The 16,685-nt window shown below is 61.1% G+C and carries 17 protein-coding genes; 5 read left to right on the top strand and 12 right to left on the bottom strand.

Translation table 11 applies throughout. From position 1 onward, the window contains the following. Positions 1-12: 12 nt before the first annotated feature. The 5 genes from FHX11_RS12400 to FHX11_RS12420 all read right to left on the bottom strand — a co-directional run bounded on the left by FHX11_RS12400 (position 13) and on the right by FHX11_RS12420 (position 6,057). Positions 13-912, bottom strand: a complete 900-nt coding sequence (locus tag FHX11_RS12400; RefSeq protein WP_184357927.1) for a carbohydrate ABC transporter permease — start codon at positions 910-912, stop codon at positions 13-15. Positions 913-928: 16 nt separating this feature from the next. Then, positions 929-1,861 (bottom strand): sugar ABC transporter permease, encoded by a 933-nt coding sequence (locus FHX11_RS12405; RefSeq protein WP_184357928.1) that lies wholly within the window; start codon positions 1,859-1,861, stop codon positions 929-931. A gap of 69 nt (positions 1,862-1,930) precedes the next feature. Beyond that, a complete protein-coding gene (locus FHX11_RS12410) occupies positions 1,931-3,244 on the bottom strand; it encodes an ABC transporter substrate-binding protein (RefSeq protein WP_184357929.1) in 1,314 nt (437 codons plus the stop codon). Between the two features lie 148 nt (positions 3,245-3,392). Then, positions 3,393-4,460, bottom strand: a complete 1,068-nt coding sequence (ugpC, locus tag FHX11_RS12415) for a sn-glycerol-3-phosphate ABC transporter ATP-binding protein UgpC (RefSeq protein WP_184357930.1) — start codon at positions 4,458-4,460, stop codon at positions 3,393-3,395. Between the two features lie 583 nt (positions 4,461-5,043). After that, positions 5,044-6,057 carry a DUF2891 domain-containing protein gene (locus FHX11_RS12420; protein ID WP_184357931.1) on the bottom strand — a complete coding sequence of 338 codons (1,014 nt, stop codon included), beginning with the start codon at positions 6,055-6,057 and terminating at the stop codon, positions 5,044-5,046. A 179-nt stretch (positions 6,058-6,236) separates the two neighbouring features. On the opposite strand from FHX11_RS12420, the gene FHX11_RS12425 reads away from it, so the two are divergent. Together FHX11_RS12425 and FHX11_RS12430 are read left to right on the top strand one after the other, a co-directional pair. Beyond that, entirely contained in the window at positions 6,237-7,172 is a 936-nt protein-coding gene (locus FHX11_RS12425) for a cyclase family protein (RefSeq protein ID WP_184357932.1), read from the top strand. A 249-nt stretch (positions 7,173-7,421) separates the two neighbouring features. Next, positions 7,422-8,927, top strand: coding sequence for an alginate lyase family protein (locus FHX11_RS12430; RefSeq protein WP_246780969.1), 1,506 nt, complete (start codon positions 7,422-7,424; stop codon positions 8,925-8,927). A gap of 57 nt (positions 8,928-8,984) precedes the next feature. On the opposite strand, the gene FHX11_RS12435 is transcribed toward FHX11_RS12430, so the two are convergent. Then, positions 8,985-10,073: a D-alanine--D-alanine ligase family protein gene (locus FHX11_RS12435; protein ID WP_184357933.1), complete on the bottom strand. Its 1,089-nt coding sequence runs from the start codon at positions 10,071-10,073 to the stop codon at positions 8,985-8,987. Between the two features lie 548 nt (positions 10,074-10,621). Between FHX11_RS12435 and FHX11_RS12440 the strand changes: the two genes are divergently transcribed. Next, the gene (locus tag FHX11_RS12440; protein WP_184357934.1) at positions 10,622-10,774 is read left to right on the top strand and encodes a hypothetical protein; all 153 of its coding nucleotides are present in this window, start codon (positions 10,622-10,624) and stop codon (positions 10,772-10,774) included. Between the two features lie 41 nt (positions 10,775-10,815). Beyond that, positions 10,816-11,052 carry a 30S ribosomal protein S21 gene (rpsU, locus tag FHX11_RS12445; RefSeq protein WP_184357935.1) on the top strand — a complete coding sequence of 79 codons (237 nt, stop codon included), beginning with the start codon at positions 10,816-10,818 and terminating at the stop codon, positions 11,050-11,052. A gap of 65 nt (positions 11,053-11,117) precedes the next feature. Here the strand turns inward: rpsU and FHX11_RS12450 are convergent, their stop codons facing one another. Then, positions 11,118-11,759 carry a hypothetical protein gene (locus FHX11_RS12450; protein ID WP_184357936.1) on the bottom strand — a complete coding sequence of 214 codons (642 nt, stop codon included), beginning with the start codon at positions 11,757-11,759 and terminating at the stop codon, positions 11,118-11,120. Between the two features lie 429 nt (positions 11,760-12,188). Here FHX11_RS12450 and FHX11_RS12455 point away from each other — a divergent pair, with 429 nt between their 5' ends. Further along, complete coding sequence (locus FHX11_RS12455) at positions 12,189-13,313, top strand: PAS domain S-box protein (protein ID WP_246780971.1); 1,125 nt, start codon at positions 12,189-12,191, stop codon at positions 13,311-13,313. Positions 13,314-13,344: 31 nt separating this feature from the next. Here the strand turns inward: FHX11_RS12455 and pqqE are convergent, their stop codons facing one another. The 5 genes from pqqE to pqqA are packed head-to-tail and all read right to left on the bottom strand — an operon-like array spanning position 13,345 to position 16,527. Next, entirely contained in the window at positions 13,345-14,466 is a 1,122-nt protein-coding gene (pqqE, locus tag FHX11_RS12460) for a pyrroloquinoline quinone biosynthesis protein PqqE (protein ID WP_184357937.1), read from the bottom strand. Next, positions 14,463-14,762, bottom strand: a complete 300-nt coding sequence (pqqD, locus tag FHX11_RS12465; protein WP_184357938.1) for a pyrroloquinoline quinone biosynthesis peptide chaperone PqqD — start codon at positions 14,760-14,762, stop codon at positions 14,463-14,465. Before pqqD ends, pqqE begins: the two co-directional genes overlap by 4 nt. Next, a complete protein-coding gene (gene pqqC, locus FHX11_RS12470) occupies positions 14,759-15,517 on the bottom strand; it encodes a pyrroloquinoline-quinone synthase PqqC (protein WP_184357939.1) in 759 nt (252 codons plus the stop codon). Before pqqC ends, pqqD begins: the two co-directional genes overlap by 4 nt. Then, on the bottom strand, positions 15,498-16,406 hold the full coding sequence (gene pqqB / locus FHX11_RS12475) for a pyrroloquinoline quinone biosynthesis protein PqqB (RefSeq protein ID WP_184357940.1): 909 nt from the start codon (positions 16,404-16,406) through the stop codon (positions 15,498-15,500). Before pqqB ends, pqqC begins: the two co-directional genes overlap by 20 nt. Positions 16,407-16,431: 25 nt before the next feature. Continuing rightward, positions 16,432-16,527: a pyrroloquinoline quinone precursor peptide PqqA gene (pqqA, locus tag FHX11_RS12480; protein ID WP_007692844.1), complete on the bottom strand. Its 96-nt coding sequence runs from the start codon at positions 16,525-16,527 to the stop codon at positions 16,432-16,434. Between the last annotated feature and the right edge of the window lie 158 nt (positions 16,528-16,685).

Here is a 16,685-nt window from a genome sequence, read left to right on the forward strand (position 1 = left end):
CCGGGCCCTGCATCATTCCTTCACCGCGCCCGTCATCGACGAAACGTAGTAGTCGACGAAGAAGGAATAGAGGATCACGACCGGCAGGGAGCCGAACAGCGCTCCAGCCATCAGCGATCCCCATTCGAAGACGTCGCCGCGCACCAGTTCCGTCAGGACACCGACGGGGATCGTCTTGTTTTCCGACGACTGGATGAATGTCAGCGCGTAGATGAATTCGTTCCACGACAGGGTGAAGGCGAAGATGCCGGCGGAGATCAATCCGGGAACGGCAAGCGGCAGGATGATCTTCACCAGGATCTGCCAGCGGTTTGCCCCATCGACAAGCGCGCTTTCCTCCAGCTCGAAGGGAATGGAGCGGAAATAGCCCATCAGCAGCCATGTGCAGAACGGGATGAGGAAAGTGGGATAGGTGAAGATCAGCGCCAGCCTGGAATCATAGATGCCGAGCTTGAAGACGATGAAGGCCAGCGGAATGAACAGGATCGACGGCGGCACGAGATAGGCAAGAAAGATCAGCAGCCCAACCGAGCGCGAGCCCGTGAACCGCACGCGCTCGATGGCATAGGCGCCAAGAACGGAGGCGACGAGCGAGAGCACGGTCGAGCCGACCGCCACCAGCATCGTGTTCCACAGCCAACCCGGATAGGAGGTTTCGAAGAACAGATATTTGATGTGGTCGAGCGTCGGCCCGACCACCCAGAAGGGGCTGTAATTGTCGTAGTCGGTGAGCTGCGCATTGGGCTTTATCGCCGTAATGGCCATCCAGTAGAACGGAAAGAGCAGCACGAAGACGAAGACCGCCATCGGCAGATACAGCATGACGATGCGGCGCGGCAGGCGGTTGAGATAGCCCATGCCCTCGACATTGTCGGTCAGGACCTCTTTGGCGGAATTGGCTGTGGTGTTCATAGGCATTCCCCCAATCCTAATCCTGGCCGCCCTGCTGCCATTTGCGGCGTTGCAGACCGAAGAAGCTGAACATGATGGCGGCGAGCAGGAAGGGGATCATCGCCACCGCGATCGCCGCACCCTCGCCGAGCTGGCCGCCGGGGATGCCGCGCTGGAAGGACAGCGTCGCCATCAGATGCGTGGCGTTGACCGGTCCGCCCTTGGTCAGCACGTAGATGAGCTGGAAGTCGGTGAAGGTGAACAGCACCGAGAAGGTCATGACCACGGCGATGATCGGCGTCAGCATCGGCAGCGTGACGTAGCGGAAACGCTGCCAGCTCGACGCGCCATCGAGCGATGCCGCTTCCTGTAGCGACGCGGGAATGGTCTGCAACCCCGCAAGCAGCGAGATCGCCACGAAGGGAATACCGCGCCAGACATTGGCGGCGATGACGGAGATGCGCGCATTGATGGGATCGCCGAGGAAGTTGATCGGCCCGCTGATCAGCCCGAGCTTCATCAGCGACCAGGAAACGATCGAAAACTGCGAATCGTAGATCCACCAGAAGGCCAATGCCGACAGCACGGTCGGGACCACCCAGGGAAGCAGCACGATCGCCCGGAAGAAGGACTTGAACGGCAGATGCTGGTTCAAGAGCAGTGCCAGCCAGAGGCCGAGCACGAATTTCAGGACCGAGGCGACGAAGGTATAGAGCAGGGTATTGAAGACCGACATCCAGAATACGGAGTCGCTGACGAGATATTCATAATTTTCCAACCCGATGAAAACGCCGTCGCGGCCGATGCGGGTATCGGTGAAGCCGAGCCAGACGCCGAGCCCGAGCGGATAGGTCAAGAAGCAGACCAGAAAGATCGCCGCCGGCAACATGAAGAGGAAGCCGAGCACGTTGTTGTTCTGCAAGAGCGAAGGGCGCGCGCTGCGCGTCTGCCCGGAAGTCACGGTCGACATCATTCATCTCCTGATTGGCCATTGCGGCATGCCGGAAACCGGCATGCCGTCCGTCTCGACGCTTCTGGCTCAGACGCGGTAGTAGCGGTTCGCCCGGCGCTCGGCCTCCTTCATGGCGTCTTCCGGAGACGCTTGTCCGGTGACCGCGGTGGCGAACATGTCGACCAGCACATAATCCGCCATCACGCCCGCGGAGGCATAGCCCAGCGGACCGGCATAGCCGTTCGGCCGCAGCGTTTCCGAAGCGCGGGAGTAAGGCGCGTGCACCGGATCCGCCGTCCAAACCGGATTGCTGGCGAAAGCCTTCAGGGGCTGGCAGCAATAGGCGCTGGAGCCCTGAATCCAGGCGTTCATCTGATCGCCTTCCATCATGAACTTGATATAGGCCTTGGCAGCTTCCGGATATTTCGTGTGCTTGAAGAGCAGCAGCGAACTCGTCTGGTGCAGCTCCACGCTCTTGCCGACCGGGCCGATCGGGAAGTTGGTCGTGCGGATATCGGCAGCGATCTCCGCCAGCTTCGGATCCTTCTTCGCCGCGTAATAGACGGAGACGCCGTTGGCAATGAGCGAGACCTGACCCGCCAGGAAAGCGCGGTTGTTGTTGATGTCGAGCCAGCTTTCCGTGCCCGGAATGAAGGTGGCATACAGCGCCTTGGCATAGTTGATGGCCGCGAGCGTCTCCGGGCTGTTGATGGTCACCTTGCCGGCCTCGTCGACCATCTTGCCGCCATGGCTCCACAGCAGCCAGTGGGCATAGTTGTTGCCATCGCCGACAGCCTTGCCGTGCGGGAAGCCCGCGGGCGTGCCCTTGGCCTTCAAAGCCTTGCACAGTTCGAGGAAGCCGGCCGTATCCTTCGGGAATTCGCTGAAACCGGCAGCCTTCATATGGCTGTCGCGATAGACGACGGCATTGCCGATGGCCGTCAGCGGCATGGCGATGAAGTTGTCGCCGCGCGTCGCATAGCCGCGAACGCCGTCATACCAGCCGCCATATTTGTTGCCGAGATAGTTGGCGAGTTCCGTCAGGTCGACGAGCTTGTCCGGATATTGATGCGCATCGTCGAACCAGCACATCACCAGATCCGGACCGGAGCCGACATTGGCGGCAACCGCCGCCTTGGGACGGATATCTTCCCAGCTTTCCTTGTCGATGCGGACTTCGACGCCGGTCGCCTCGGTAAATTTCTTGGTGTTGGCGAGCCAGGCATCCTCGTCGCCCTTGACGAAGGGCGTCCAGCGCAGGAGCCGCAGGCTGGCGCCCTGCTCCGGCTTGTAGCTGGGTTCTGCGGCCTGGGCCTCAGCTGACCGGATGCCGAGCGGCGAAAATCCTGCGAGGCCGGCCGCAGCCGTCGCGGCGAGAAAGTCACGTCTGTTGATCGTCATTCTATCTCCTCCAAAATGCGGGATCGCATTCCCCAGCCTTCACCTTCCCGCTTGATGAACGCTGCCATGGCATCCGCAGGTTTCGGACGCTTCCGCACCGGCGGACGAGTGAGAGGCTCCTCTTCCCTCCGCTCTCCGCCGGCCGGCATCAGGCAATCAATCTCCTGCCGCTTACGGCATCGAAGAGATGGATATTCGACGCGTCGATGGAAACGCGCAGCGTGTCGCCCGGCTGAGCGTTGATACGCTCCCGGAAGATGCAGCTTGCCTCGCTGCCGCCGAGCCGTACGGTGACGTGAGTCTCGTAGCCGGTCGGCTCGATGACGACGATCTGGGCCGGTAGGCCATCGGCGCCGAGGCCGATAAATTCAGGACGCAGGCCATAGACGAGTTCACGTCCCCTGGCGCTTGCCGGCGCATTGGCGACCGGAAGGATGGTGCCGTCGGAGGCAATAAACTGGCTGGCATTCTCCGGATTGAGCCTGCCCTTGATCATGTTCATCGCCGGCGAGCCGATGAAGCCCGCCACGAACAGATTGGCCGGATTGTCGTAGAGATCGAGGGGCGAGCCCACCTGCTCGACGATGCCGTCATGCATGACGACAATCTTGTCTGCCATGGTCATGGCCTCGATTTGATCGTGCGTGACATAGACGGTTGTCGTGTTCAGCCGCTGATGCAATTCCTTGATTTCGGCACGCATGGCAACGCGCAATTTCGCATCGAGATTGGACAGCGGCTCGTCGAAGAGAAACACCTGCGGATCGCGCACGATGGCGCGCCCCATGGCGACGCGCTGGCGCTGGCCGCCGGAAAGCTGGCGCGGATAGCGATCGAGCAGCTTCGTCAGGCCGAGAATGTCTGCCGCCTTTTCGACGCGCTTGTCCATGTCCGCCTTGGGCGAGCGCTTGAGCATCAGCGAAAAGGCCATGTTCTGCGCCACCGTCATATGCGGATAGAGCGCATAGTTCTGGAACACCATCGCAATGTCGCGGTCGCCGGGCGCCAGCGTATTCACGACGCGATTGCCGATGCGGATTTCGCCGGCGGAAATGTTCTCGAGCCCCGCGAGCATCCGCAAAAGCGTGGATTTGCCGCAGCCGGAAGGCCCCACCAGGATCACGAACTCGCCATCCGCGATATCGATATTAACGCCTTTGATGACGGGGTGCGCCCCGAACGATTTCCTGACGTCGACGAACTCGACACCTGCCATATATAAGCTCCTCCCAGAACTCGTCTCTGCTTTCGATCCCACGCCGCCGATCATCCCCTCCTCCGGGATATCGACCGACAGCATCAACGCTTGTTCAATTTCGTTGCCGTTGCATTCCTCGCCGCCCTTTCAGGACCATGACCATTGCAGCGTCTCGACAATACGATCAACACACCGGCGCAAATCGCCGGCGTTCGTTCGCTTGAAACACGCTGGAACTTATCCACAAGGCACCGCCCCTCTTTCGGCACCTTGCTCAAAATCGGACCATTGTCCCAAATCCCCCTCCGCCGGTTGGAACAGCGGATCAGTCATTATTAAGGGTTGTTATTAAAATCCGTCAAGGCAACATTGTTGTCACGAGACACTTCCGGCCCCGACCGACGCTCATGTGACGACGATCCGGCACGACCGGTAGACAGCAAGCGTTGCGGGTATTGCCAAACGGCGGGTCCGCTGGAAATCGGACCAACGTTCAATTATAAATTTTGGCCATACAGAAAGAGGCCTATCGGCATATCCCGATGATCGCCAATATCGCTTCGTTACCGACCGTTTGCGGACAGCATTGTTCCCCAGCACCTTAGACCTCGTTTTCCAGGGCAAGCACGGCGAAAGTGGCAAGCCAGTGTTCGCCCATATAGTCGGAAGCAATATGCGGCAGGCCCTCGGTCAGATGATGACGAGCGGCCTTCACCATCACCGCATAGCGCGGATCGTCCGCCGGCAATGCCCCGGCCAGGGAACGCCAGCACCAGGCCCGGCTGAGGTTCAGCCCGTCGAGATGCGCAATCTTGCCGTCGGTGCGATCGGTGACCGTCGCCGGTCGGAATAGGGTCGCAGGCTCCTCCTCGGCGATTCGCGGCAGGAAACGGTCAAACCACGGCTGAAAATCCTGCCGGGGTAACAGGCGGCGCATGCATTCCGCCTCGATCAGGGCCGAAGACTGGAATTCATCGCCGCTCGGCTCGCCCCAGGCCGGGCAATCGACGTCGGCGCCATACCAGCGCCACCCGGTCTGCACGAGCAATGCCACCAGGGCCGTGTCCTCCGTAACGGCGGCGTAGTCGGCAGCCATCCTCAAACCGAATGCCGTATTGAAATGCGTGCCGACCCGCACAGGATAGGTCGCAAGCGGCAGGAAGTCCCGGAAGCGCTGGGCGATGACTTCAGCCAGCGGCGCAAGTGCCCGCGACCAACGCGGATCGTCCTGCAGCGCCAGTTCCGCCGCCAGCTTCAGCAGCCAAGCCCAGCCATAAGGACGCTTGAAGCCGCGCGCCGTCGGCGTTGCGAAATAGGCGCATTCGCCCGCCACTTTTTCGGCCACGAACTGTTCATCGAACAGCGCGCGAATTTCGGGGGCAAAGGAAAGCTCGGGGAAACGGCGCAGCAGGCGCGCCAGCAGCCAGTAACTGTGAACGCAGGAATGCCAATCATAACTGCCATAGAAGATCGGATGCAGATCGCGCGGCGTGCGGGCATCTTCCGGTCGCGACAGCGCATGATCGAGATTGTTGGGGTATTCCCGCCGGACATGTCCGAGCGCGATTCCGGCGAATTGCTTGGCCAGATCGGGTGTAAGAGCTGCCAGCGTCATGCCCAGTCCTTTGCGGCGTGAAAATGGATGAACGAACCGGCCGGACGACCGGTATCACGACACTTCCTGCTGCCACAACGCTTGTCAACTTTCTTGACTTCATCGCATTTCGAGAAAACCATCCGGCGGCGGTGCGGGGGCATCGCCGTCAACACAGCAAGGCGCAAGGGGGATTAGCAATGAAGCGATTCTTGACACGTTCCGCCATGGCTTTCAGCCTGGCATTCTTCTCGACAATTGCCGCTGCCCGAGCGGATGAGCCTGGGCTCTGGAAGGTCTATAACGAGGCTTTCAAGGGCGCGAAATATGTTGACCTGACCCATACGATCACACCGAAAATCCCGGTTTGGGCCGGATTCGGCAATTCGACCTTCGCACCGTCAAAGGCCGGTTCCGATCTTGAGGGGTTCGCCAAGAAAGGTGACGTCTACACCTATGAGAAGCATGGCTTCGAAGCAACGAGCTACCTGCTGACGACCGATCAACTCGGCACGCAACTCGACCCGCCGGCACATTGGGCGCCGGAATATGCGGCAATCGACGAACTGCCCGCCACCTTCGCGGTGCGGCCGCTGGTGGTCATCTCCATCGAGGACAAGGTCAAGACCGATCCCGGCTATCACTTGCAGGTCGCCGATATCAGGGAATTCGAGGCGAAGCATGGGACCATCCCGGAAGGTTCGGTGGTGTTCGTTCGTTCAGGATGGTCGAAGAAGTGGCCTGACCCGGCGCTCTCCACCACCACACCCTTTCCCGGTGTCAGCCTCGACGCGCTGAAATTCCTGCATCTCGAACGCAAGATCCTGTTCCACGGTCACGAACCGCTCGATACCGACACCACACCCAATCTCGAGGGTGAGCATTGGCTGATGCACAATGGCTACGCGCAAGCCGAGGGCGTCGCCAATCTCGATCAGGTTCCGGAAACCGGGGCGCTGGTGGCCATCGGCTATCCGAAATTCGGCGGCGGTCTCGGTGGCTACGCGCGCTACATCGCCATTTGCCCTCCCGATTGGCCGCACGGCGTTGCCATCGGCTCGGTCCCGGAAGCGCCGCTCACGAAATTCGACAAGCCGCTTCACTACGATGAGGCTGCCGGCATGCGCGTTCGATGAGGCGAGAACGCCGCGGCGCTGCCTGACCGGCGCCGTGGCGATCGATTTATCCGTATTGCGGAGCCAATGTCCTCAACGCGCGCCTTTCGCATCTCATGATGCATCGCGAATAAAAGCGTTAACGTCTATGCTGCCAAAGCTTTGGCGACGGCCAGCCATGAGCGCTTTTCCCCTTTCCAACCGACATTCAGGATGCTCTCAACGGCATGCTCCCGCGGCAAGCCGTAAATGCAGACGTCAGGAGATGAAATGCGACCAGGACACTCCGGTGCATCGGTTCGAAAAATGTGGCGCGTTGCGGTGGCATTGACGAGCCTGTCGATCATGATGGCGGGCTGTGATGGCGGCGGCAATCCGTTCACCGTGCTTTTCAATATACCTGCCAGGGCGCTTCATGCGGCGCTTAACGAGGGAACCGATACATCCTCCCAGCAACAAGCCGCGACCGGCAGTACTCAATCCGCAGCCACGGGCGAGGCGAACGCGACATCGGTTGACGTGAGCCAAACCACCTCCCCTCAGGTTGACGGCGCATCCTCCAGTGCCTCAGACAATGCCGGCGCAACGGAAAATACCACGCAGGCGAATGCCACGCAGACCGCGGCCAAAACGGATGACGGCGGGACGAATTCACAGACCACGGTCGCGCAATCGACCGGCTTCATCCATCCGGGCCTGCTGCACACCAAGGACGATTTCGACCGCATGAAGACGAAGGTTGCGACTTCGGAAGAGCCCTGGGCATCCGGCTGGGCCATATTGACCGCAAACAGGCATGCTTCCCTGCAATGGCAGCCGCGACCCGCCAACATCATCTATCGCGGCTATGACGGCACCCATTCCCAGAATTACGCGCAGCTGTTCAACGATGCGGCGGCCGCTTACGCGCTGGCACTCCGCTGGAAGATCTCCGGCGACGATCAATATGCCGAAAGAGCTGTCGCGGTGCTCGATGCCTGGGCGTCGAACCTCACCGGCATCGAGGGCACCTCGGACAGGTTCCTGGCATCCGGAATCTACGGCTATGAAATGGCGAATGCGGCCGAGATCATGCGCGGCTACACAGGCTGGCCGCAGGCGAGCTTCGAAAAATTCCTGCAGATGATGCTCACCGTCTTCTATCCGATGAACCATGATTTCCTGGTCCGCCACAACGGCGCGAAAATCGATCACTACTGGGCGAACTGGGATTTGGCGAACATGGCCTCGATGCTGGCCATCGGCGTCCTTGCCGATCGGCGCGACATCTACCAGGAGGCAGTCGACTATTTCTACAAGGGCGGCGGCAACGGCTCTGTCGATCACCTCGTCTGGAAGATCTACGACGGCGGCCTGGGGCAAATTCAGGAAAGTGGGCGCGATCAGGGCCATTCGGCGCTCGACATCGCGCTGGTCGGCGCCTTCTGCCAGATGGCCTGGTCGCAGGGAGACGATCTCTTCGGCTATGAGAACAATCGCGTTCTGGCCGGCGCCGAATATGTGGCGCGCTATAATCTCGGCAATGACGTTCCCTATACGACCTATACCAATAGCGATGTCACGCAGACGGAGATCTCGGCGAGCGGCAGGGGCGATGAAAGACCAATCTGGGAATTGCTCTACAATCACTACGTCGTCTTGAAAGGGCAAACAGCGCCGAGCGTGACCGCCTTCGCGAGCAAGCTGCGTCCCGAAGGCGGCGGCGGCGATTACGGCCCCAACAGTGGCGGATATGATCAGCTCGGCTACGGGACGCTGACCTTCACCCTGCCGTAGGGCTCGCCAACCCGGCAAATGCGCCCGCGTCCCGTATTCGGCGGTACGGCCGCAGCCCTATTGAGCAGCGGAATACCTGGCCCTCGCCAGCCCGTGCTCCACCAATCGGTCGATGATCTCGGCATAGCCGACGCCGCTTGCGGCCATCGCCTTGGAATACATGCTGATGTTGGTGAAGCCCGGAATGGTGTTGACCTCGTTGACCACGAAACGCATGTCCGCCGTCAGGAAGAAATCGACGCGCGCCATGCCGTCGCAACCGATCGCCCTGAAGGCATTGCCGGCCATGTCGCGCATGCGGTTCTCGATCTCGGGCGGCAGCTCGGCCGGCACCATCAGTGCCGCGCCATTCTCGTCGATGTATTTCGCATCATAGCTGTAGAAACCGTGGCTCTCCGCCGGCGCGATCTCGCCCGGACGGGACACGAAGAGCCCGCCGGCAGTATCTTCCAGAACACTGTATTCGATCTCCCGGCCGCGAATGAACTCCTCGGCCAGCAGCTTGCTGTCGTGCTTGAACCCCTCGGCAAGCGCGGCCTTCAATTCCGCAGCGGTCGCAACCTTGCTCACACCGACCGAGGAACCCTGCCGCGCAGGCTTGATGAACAGCGGCAAGCCCAGCTGACGCTGCAGATCGTCGAAGGAGGCTGCGTCCTCTGCATGAATCGTCACCGAACGCGCGACCAGCAGCCCGGCCTCCTTGAGCAGGCGCTTGGCGATATCCTTGTCGAGTGCTGCGGCGGAGCCGAGAATACCGCAGCCCGCCAGCGGCACTCTTGCCACCTCGGCCAGTCCCTGCACCGATCCATCCTCGCCGTATGGACCATGCAGCACCGGGAAGAGAATATCGATCTTGGGCAGTTCCTGAATGGCGCCCGCCGTCGGAATTGCAATCAGGCGGCCTCGCCCGCCCGGTACCAGGCAAAGCTCGCTTCCGCTTTCGGGCTTCGACAGCGCCCCATTGTCGAAGGAACTCAGGAACCACCGCCCGTCACGGGTCACGAAGATCGGAACGGCATCATATCTGGCAGGCTCCAGCGCCCGCATCACATTCGTCGCGGATAGCACCGAAACGTCATGTTCGGCGGAGCGGCCGCCGAAGAGAACGGCGATGCGCAGCTTTTTTGAATGGGGGGCATCGATCATGAAGGTTACTCCGCACCGCTTGGACGTTTGTAAGGCTTGGGCGCTCGGGATGAACGCACAATTCGTGACGAGGTGAAACGCATCCGATCCGGTCCAGAGACAGGCACGCGCGGCCGGCCGACCCGATCCGTGAAGTGCGCCGGCGAACGCCGACCGTTCCACGGATGGAGCAGAACCGAAGAAGCTGCCGAATTGTCACTGATCCCCCGACCGGTGAAGACATCACATCGTGAAATTCGCCGAGCAAAACGGTCGTTTTACGGCGGCAAAAAGGCGGCCGGCAAATATTGTCGGGCCAGTCTCGATCATGGAACCCACGCCGTTGCCGCGCCGCATGCATGGCTCACCTTGCAACGCCGCCATGCCGTCCCCATCTTATGCTGCAAGAACTGCGAGCCGGCGATCGATATCGCCCGAAGCCGCAGATCGGATTTTCCGCTCCGCTTTACCGTATCGTAGTTCCCCTGCCCCGCGTTCGACAACGCGACGGGCATTCCCACTATCCATTGTCAATGACGCTGGCCGAACGGCCGGCGGAGGAATTTTTATTGAACAAATCGAACATCATTGCCGCACCCGCGGCGGTCAAACCGCGCGAGCACGATGAGGCCGACAGCCGGCCGGACAAGAACTGGAAGCCCTATCCCTGCCTTCTGACCCGCAGGGAACTTCAGGAACTGGTCGCCAAACAACTCGGCTGACCGCCAGTGCATTCACCAACAGCAACAAGAAGGAGAGCAAGATGCAGGTTCTGGTACGAGACAATAATGTCGAACAGGCGCTCAGGGTGCTGAAAAAGAAGATGCAGCGCGAGGGCTTGTTCCGCGAAATGAAGGCGCGACGGGCCTACGAAAAGCCCTCCGAACGCCGCAACCGGGAAAAGGCGCAAGCCATCAGCCGGCATCGCAAGGCCGTGCGCAAGAGAATGCAGCGCGAAGGCCTGATCGCCGGTTCCAAATCAAGATCGTCCGCTCGCTGACGAAACCGCCGGGTGCCATGTTTCAAGCCGGTGCCCATCGGCGATCATCCCGGAGACGATCCACTCTACCACCTGATGCGATAATTCATATTCACCGCACCCGCCGGCGTCGCCGTCAGCGGGTCGGTGAGCGAAGCATTGAAATTGAGATTGGGCGCGATTGGCTGATTGACGGCCAGGCTGCTGGAAAGACCGCCTTTGAAATCCGTCAGGGTCCCGCTCGCCGAAACCGATGTCCCCGTCCAGGGGAAGATCATCGTCACCGCCTGCTCGGTGGTGACGGAAGCCGACGCGCTCTGCGCCACCATGTAGTTCACGTTCAGGGAACGCGATGTCTGGAGATCGATATCCTTCGAGAAGATCCAGTTTCGCGAACGGCCGAGATAGAGCGTTCCGTTGCCCCTTAACGTATCCACGCGCACCGTGACCTCACGCCGCGATCTGCCGGCGAAATTGCTCCTGTCATCCACCGCCCGTCCCCAGAGTGTCGCAAGTTCGGAGCCGCTCAAAACCCTGCCACCCGGCGCGCCGCCGAGACCCAAGTCCGCGCCGGCGCTCATTTCCCAAGCCATCGGCAGGCGAAATCCGATCGTTGTCTGATAGACGCGAGGGGCGATCTTGACCGGCTTCCAGATCAACAGGTCGCCGGCATGGGCCGCCAGCGGGAACAAGGCCGTGCCGGCCGAGAGACAAAGAAAGATACGCACTGAAACGGATATCATCGCAAAACCGAGTTGTGTCTTCATCGGTCCGGCACGCCGGAGCGCTGCATGAACAGCCGAACACGATGGGAAACCGCGCTCAGCCTCGGACAATTGGATGGCAAGGGCCGATTCAGCGATACATGTCGCCCGCAGACTCACACGTCGCCTGCGCGACGCAAAATCGCGCACATCAGCCCATTCTCAAACAGAAGACTCTCATCCAGGATACGGCTTGTAAACCCTTTGCCCGGAAGTTTCTTGCTGCGGTGCACATTTGCCGCACCACCGCGGGCAGCCTGCCGCGTCAGCCGCAACGGATGGATGGATGCCAAAGGTTGAACTATCGGGCGAAACTGAGATTTGATATGGCTATCCTGCTTCGGGCGAGTGGATAATTCTGTTGGCGGCAACCTGCCCCTCCGGGAGACGGCAATGACGAAAGAAAAGGCGATGACTGACGGCGAAACTCAATCTTCGCCTTCGGTTTCGTCGATATCCGCCGAGACAGCGGGCAAAGAACCATCTCCCTCGGACACAAGCCTTGGCGACAATCTCACGGTACAATTCGGGGCATTCGCACCGTCGGCGGATGCCTGGCTGGCGGCGATCGTCGAAAGCTCCGATGACGCGATCATCAGCAAGACCCTGGAAGGCGTTATCACCAGCTGGAACCGGAGCGCGGAGCGTCTTTTCGGATTTACCGCGGCGGAAACGATCGGCAAGCCGATCACCATCCTGATCCCCGATGACCGGCTGCACGAAGAAACAACCATCATAGAGCGCGTCCGTCGTGGCGAACGAACCGAGCGTTATGAAACGGTACGCCGACGCAGGGATGGCAGCCTTGTGGATGTCTCCCTTACGGTATCACCGGTGCGCGACGGTCGCGGTTCGATCATCGGCGCGTCGAAAATCGCGCGGGATATCTCCGAGCGCAAACGCGAGCGCGAGCGCCAGATGCTGCTGCTGCGGGAGATGAATCACCGCATCAAGAACCTGTTCTCGATCACCAATGCACTGATCACCATGAGCCAGCGCTCAGCCGTCAGCACGAAGGATCTTGCCGAAAAGCTGCGCGGGCGGATCGTTTCCCTCGCACGCGTTCATGATCTGACATTGCCGAATATCTCCGCGGACATGACCGCTCACTCGTCGACCACGCTGCTCGCCCTTCTGGACGCCGTCCTCGCCGTCCATCGGGAAGACGGCCGGCAGCGGATAGAGATCAAGGGCGTGGATGTTCCCGTTGGCGGCTCCGCCCTTACCTCACTGGCGCTGCTGCTGCATGAATTCGCCACCAACGCCATGAAATACGGCGCACTTTCAGTGGCGGAGGGGAAGGTCGATATCAAGGTTGCCGCAGACGGCGAACTCAGCCTGATCTGGACCGAAAGCGGCGGCCCGCCCGTCACCCCGCCCGGAGAGAGCAAGGGCTTTGGAACCCAATTGGAACGGGTGACTGTCGAAGGCTCTCTGGGGGGATCGGTCGTCCGCGACTGGAGGCCGGAAGGTCTCAGAATCCATCTGCGCGTTCCGCTGGAAAAACTGATCCGCTGACATCGCCGGTATCAGCGTCACGTCGCAACGATCAAGGCCGCCCGCGATAGACAAAGGCGGGCGGCACGGCGATACCATCCTCTTCCGCACGAGCCGCGATGCCATCATGCAGCGGCGAATGCGTGCAGATGGGATCGGTCGCATCGGCACGCCCCGCCAGCGCCATCGCCTGACAGCGACAGCCGCCATAATCGATATGTTTGCGGGCGCAACTGCGACAGGGCTCCAGCATCCAGTCCTCGCCGCGATAGGCGTTGAAGGCGCTGCCGTGATGCCAGATGTCGGCCAGCGGCCTGTCGCGCACGTTGTCGAAAACGAGCAACGGAATGGTTTCGGCGGCATGGCAGGGCAGCACCCGTCCCGACGGCGCGATATTGAGCCCGGTGCGGCCCCAGCCTCCCATGCAGGCCTTCGGATAGCGTGAGTGGTGATCGGCGGGCACGTAGTCGATGACGAGAATTCCGTCGAGCGTCTTGCGCGCCGCCTCGACCAGCGCCGTCGCCCTTTTGACCTGCTCTCGCGTCGGCATCAGCGCCATGCGGTTCTTTTCAGCCCAGCCATGGAATTGCACGGTCGCGACCTCGATGCGGCGCGCGCCAAGCTCGACGGCGGTCGCGATCATGTCGCCGATCTGATCCATGTTCTGCTTGTGGCAAACGGCATTGACGGTCAGCGGGATTCCGGTCTCACGGACCCAGCCGGCGACCGCCAGCTTGCGCGCGTAACCGCCCTTGTAGTCGCCGACATGATCGGCCATTTCCGGCGTGGAGCCCTGGATCGAAAGCTGGATGTGATCCAATCCGGCATCGGCCAGTTCCACGATGCGCGGCTGCGTCAGCCCGATACCCGATGTGATGAGATTGGTATAGAGGCCGAGGGAGGCTGCCGCCTCGGTCAGTGCGGCAAGATCACGCCGCGCGGCCGGTTCGCCGCCGGACAGATGCAGATGCAGGACGCCGAGCGCGGCGGCTTGCCGAAACGCATCGATCCACTCCTCCGTCGCCAGCTCGTCATGGCTCTGCGTCAGTTCCAGCGGATTGGAACAATAGGGACAGGCCAGCGGGCAGCGATGCGTCAGTTCCGCCAACATGGCAATCGGCGGCGGCGCAAGGCTACGCTTCCCGGCAATGCCAGTGTCGGCCCGCTCGCTCATCGGCTCAGTTCCAGCATCCGCCGGCTTGCGAATTCGCGGATGAAAGCGATGATGTCCTTGAGGATCTCATCCTTCGGCGCCTCGAACTGTCGGGCGAAGTCGGAGGCGATCTCATCCAGCGTTTTCACCCCATCGAGGGCGTTGACGATCGCCACGGCAATCTCGTCAAGCGCCAGCGCGCGCTCCGGCGCGAGGAGCACCATCTGCCCGCGTGCGGTATCCTCGCGCAGCCGAACCCCGCGCGCAAGCTTGGCAATGGTCTGTCCGTCGATCCCAAGGGCGTCCTCCCCGCTCATGACGATACCTCCTCTGCGGTTACGCCTTCCCGTCCGTCCCAGCCCCCCGGAGGAACAAGCCCAGGATCGACATAGGCGTGGGAGAGCGCATCGAGCTGCGCCCACAGAACATCGGTCTTGAAGGTCAGGGCCGCGACCGCGGCGTCCTGCTTTTCCAGCGTGTCGGCATGATCGAGAACATAGTTCAGGCCGAACGCCACCTCCTTCGGTGCTTCGTCGAGACGCTGGCGGAAATAGGCGAGAGCGCCGTCATTGGCGAAGGCATAGTGCTCGATGAGGCCGGCGATGCGATTGGCGTGAATGGCCGGAGCGAACATCTCGGTCAAGGACGAAGCGACGGCCTCCAGCATCGGCTTTTCCCGGACGAAATACACGTAGGCCTCCACCGCAAATCGCGTGCCGGCAAGCACGCCGCGCGTCGAGGCGACATAATCCGGATCGAGGCCTACGGCCTCGGCAAGTTTCAGCCAGCGGCGAATTCCGCCGCCCTCGTCAATGCCGCCGTCATGATCCTCGATACGGTTGCGCCATGCCCGCCGCAATTGCGGATCCTCGCAGCGCGACAGGAAGGCAGCATCCTTCATCGGAATGCGGCTTTGATAATAATAGCGGTTGATGACCCAGGCCCGCACCTGCGTCATGCTGCACCGGCCGGAATGCAATTGCTGGTGAAACGGGTGCTTGTCGTGATAGCGGGCCTCGCCGACCCCACGCAGACGCGCCTCGAAGCTTTCCCTATCGGCTGCCTGTTGCAAGCGCGACCTCCATGCCGTCATAACCCACTGCGAAGCCTTTGCGCTCGATCTGTTCGCGCACCGGTCCGATGTGCCAGATCGGATTGGTATTGTTGATATGGATATAGATGCTCCGCCTGATCGACAGGCGAGTCAATGCTTCCAGGCTGCCATCGGGACCGCTGATCGGCATGTGTCCCATCCGCCTGCCGGTTTTCCGGCCCGTGCCGGTGCTGATCATCTCGTCGTCGGTGAACAGTGTGCCATCGAAGAACAGCAGATCCGCACCCGCTATTCTCTCGGCCAGCGCCGCACCGATCGCGCCGCAGCCGGGAATGTAAAAGACGCGCCTGGCGCCGACGCGGAATTCGACGCCGACGGTCTGTTCAGTTTCGAGCCCGAGCTCCGGCTCGCCGGTTTCGAGATAAAGCGGCACCTTGCCGGAAACGGCAAAGAGGCGCGTCTCAAGCCCCTCCAATGGAAAGAACGGCGTTTCGAGCGCGATCGGCTCCTGCCGGACATGAGCGGGATCGAGCACGCGGAAAACAGGACTGTCCGCCAAAGTCTCCAAGAGAGCCTGCGTGGCGAGCAACTGGAAAGGCTGCTTTTCCCTCAGTGTCAGAAGGCCGGCCACGTGATCGATATCGCCATTGGTGAGCAGGACGCTCTTGATCGGGCTGTCGCGCAGCTGCGTCGGCCAGAGTTCGCGGCGATCCCGCAACTGCTGGCGGATATCCGGAGAAGCGTTGATCACCAGCCAGGAGCGGCCATCGAGGCTGACCGCCAGGGACGATTGCGTCTGGGGAACAAGGCTACCTTGCCGCGCCGCCGTGCAGTTCCGGCACCCACAATTCCACTGCGGCAAACCACCGCCCGCGGCGGCGCCGAGCACGAGAAATCGAATCGTCAAGCCGCTGCTTTCGAACGATCAGCGATCAGAACAGGATCGGCTCGGAGCCATCGGCCGGCGCATACCGATTGATTTCCATGCCGCAGCTTACTTCCACGAATTTCGGAGCGTGCCATTTCATAAGTCGGTCCTTTCATGGGTGTTGCGTTGAAAGATTAGCCTCGATCGCTCTTGCGGGCAATTGATTGATCATCGACTCCTAATGTTGTTTACGCCACCCCATTCCTGCCTGTCACGATCACAATTAGTTGCTCCGCATCCGTCATCCACGCATCGCCA

Source organism: Rhizobium sp. BK602 (assembly GCF_014195095.1).
GTDB lineage: Bacteria > Pseudomonadota > Alphaproteobacteria > Rhizobiales > Rhizobiaceae > Rhizobium.

Bases quoted from the DNA above. Each gene is read 5' to 3' on its own strand.
- FHX11_RS12425 (WP_184357932.1), top strand. From the start codon at position 6,237: ATGAAGCGATTCTTGACACGTTCCGCCATGGCTTTCAGCCTGGCATTC.
- rpsU (WP_184357935.1), top strand. From the start codon at position 10,816: ATGCAGGTTCTGGTACGAGACAATAATGTCGAACAGGCGCTCAGGGTG.
- pqqA (WP_007692844.1), bottom strand. From the start codon at position 16,527: ATGAAATGGCACGCTCCGAAATTCGTGGAAGTAAGCTGCGGCATGGAA.
- FHX11_RS12420 (WP_184357931.1), bottom strand. From the start codon at position 6,057: ATGACGCTGGCAGCTCTTACACCCGATCTGGCCAAGCAATTCGCCGGA.
- ugpC (WP_184357930.1), bottom strand. From the start codon at position 4,460: ATGGCAGGTGTCGAGTTCGTCGACGTCAGGAAATCGTTCGGGGCGCAC.
- FHX11_RS12435 (WP_184357933.1), bottom strand. From the start codon at position 10,073: ATGATCGATGCCCCCCATTCAAAAAAGCTGCGCATCGCCGTTCTCTTC.
- FHX11_RS12400 (WP_184357927.1), bottom strand. From the start codon at position 912: ATGAACACCACAGCCAATTCCGCCAAAGAGGTCCTGACCGACAATGTC.
- pqqD (WP_184357938.1), bottom strand. From the start codon at position 14,762: ATGAGCGGGGAGGACGCCCTTGGGATCGACGGACAGACCATTGCCAAG.
- FHX11_RS12410 (WP_184357929.1), bottom strand. From the start codon at position 3,244: ATGACGATCAACAGACGTGACTTTCTCGCCGCGACGGCTGCGGCCGGC.
- FHX11_RS12405 (WP_184357928.1), bottom strand. From the start codon at position 1,861: ATGTCGACCGTGACTTCCGGGCAGACGCGCAGCGCGCGCCCTTCGCTC.
- FHX11_RS12430 (WP_246780969.1), top strand. From the start codon at position 7,422: ATGCGACCAGGACACTCCGGTGCATCGGTTCGAAAAATGTGGCGCGTT.
- pqqE (WP_184357937.1), bottom strand. From the start codon at position 14,466: ATGAGCGAGCGGGCCGACACTGGCATTGCCGGGAAGCGTAGCCTTGCG.
- FHX11_RS12455 (WP_246780971.1), top strand. From the start codon at position 12,189: ATGACGAAAGAAAAGGCGATGACTGACGGCGAAACTCAATCTTCGCCT.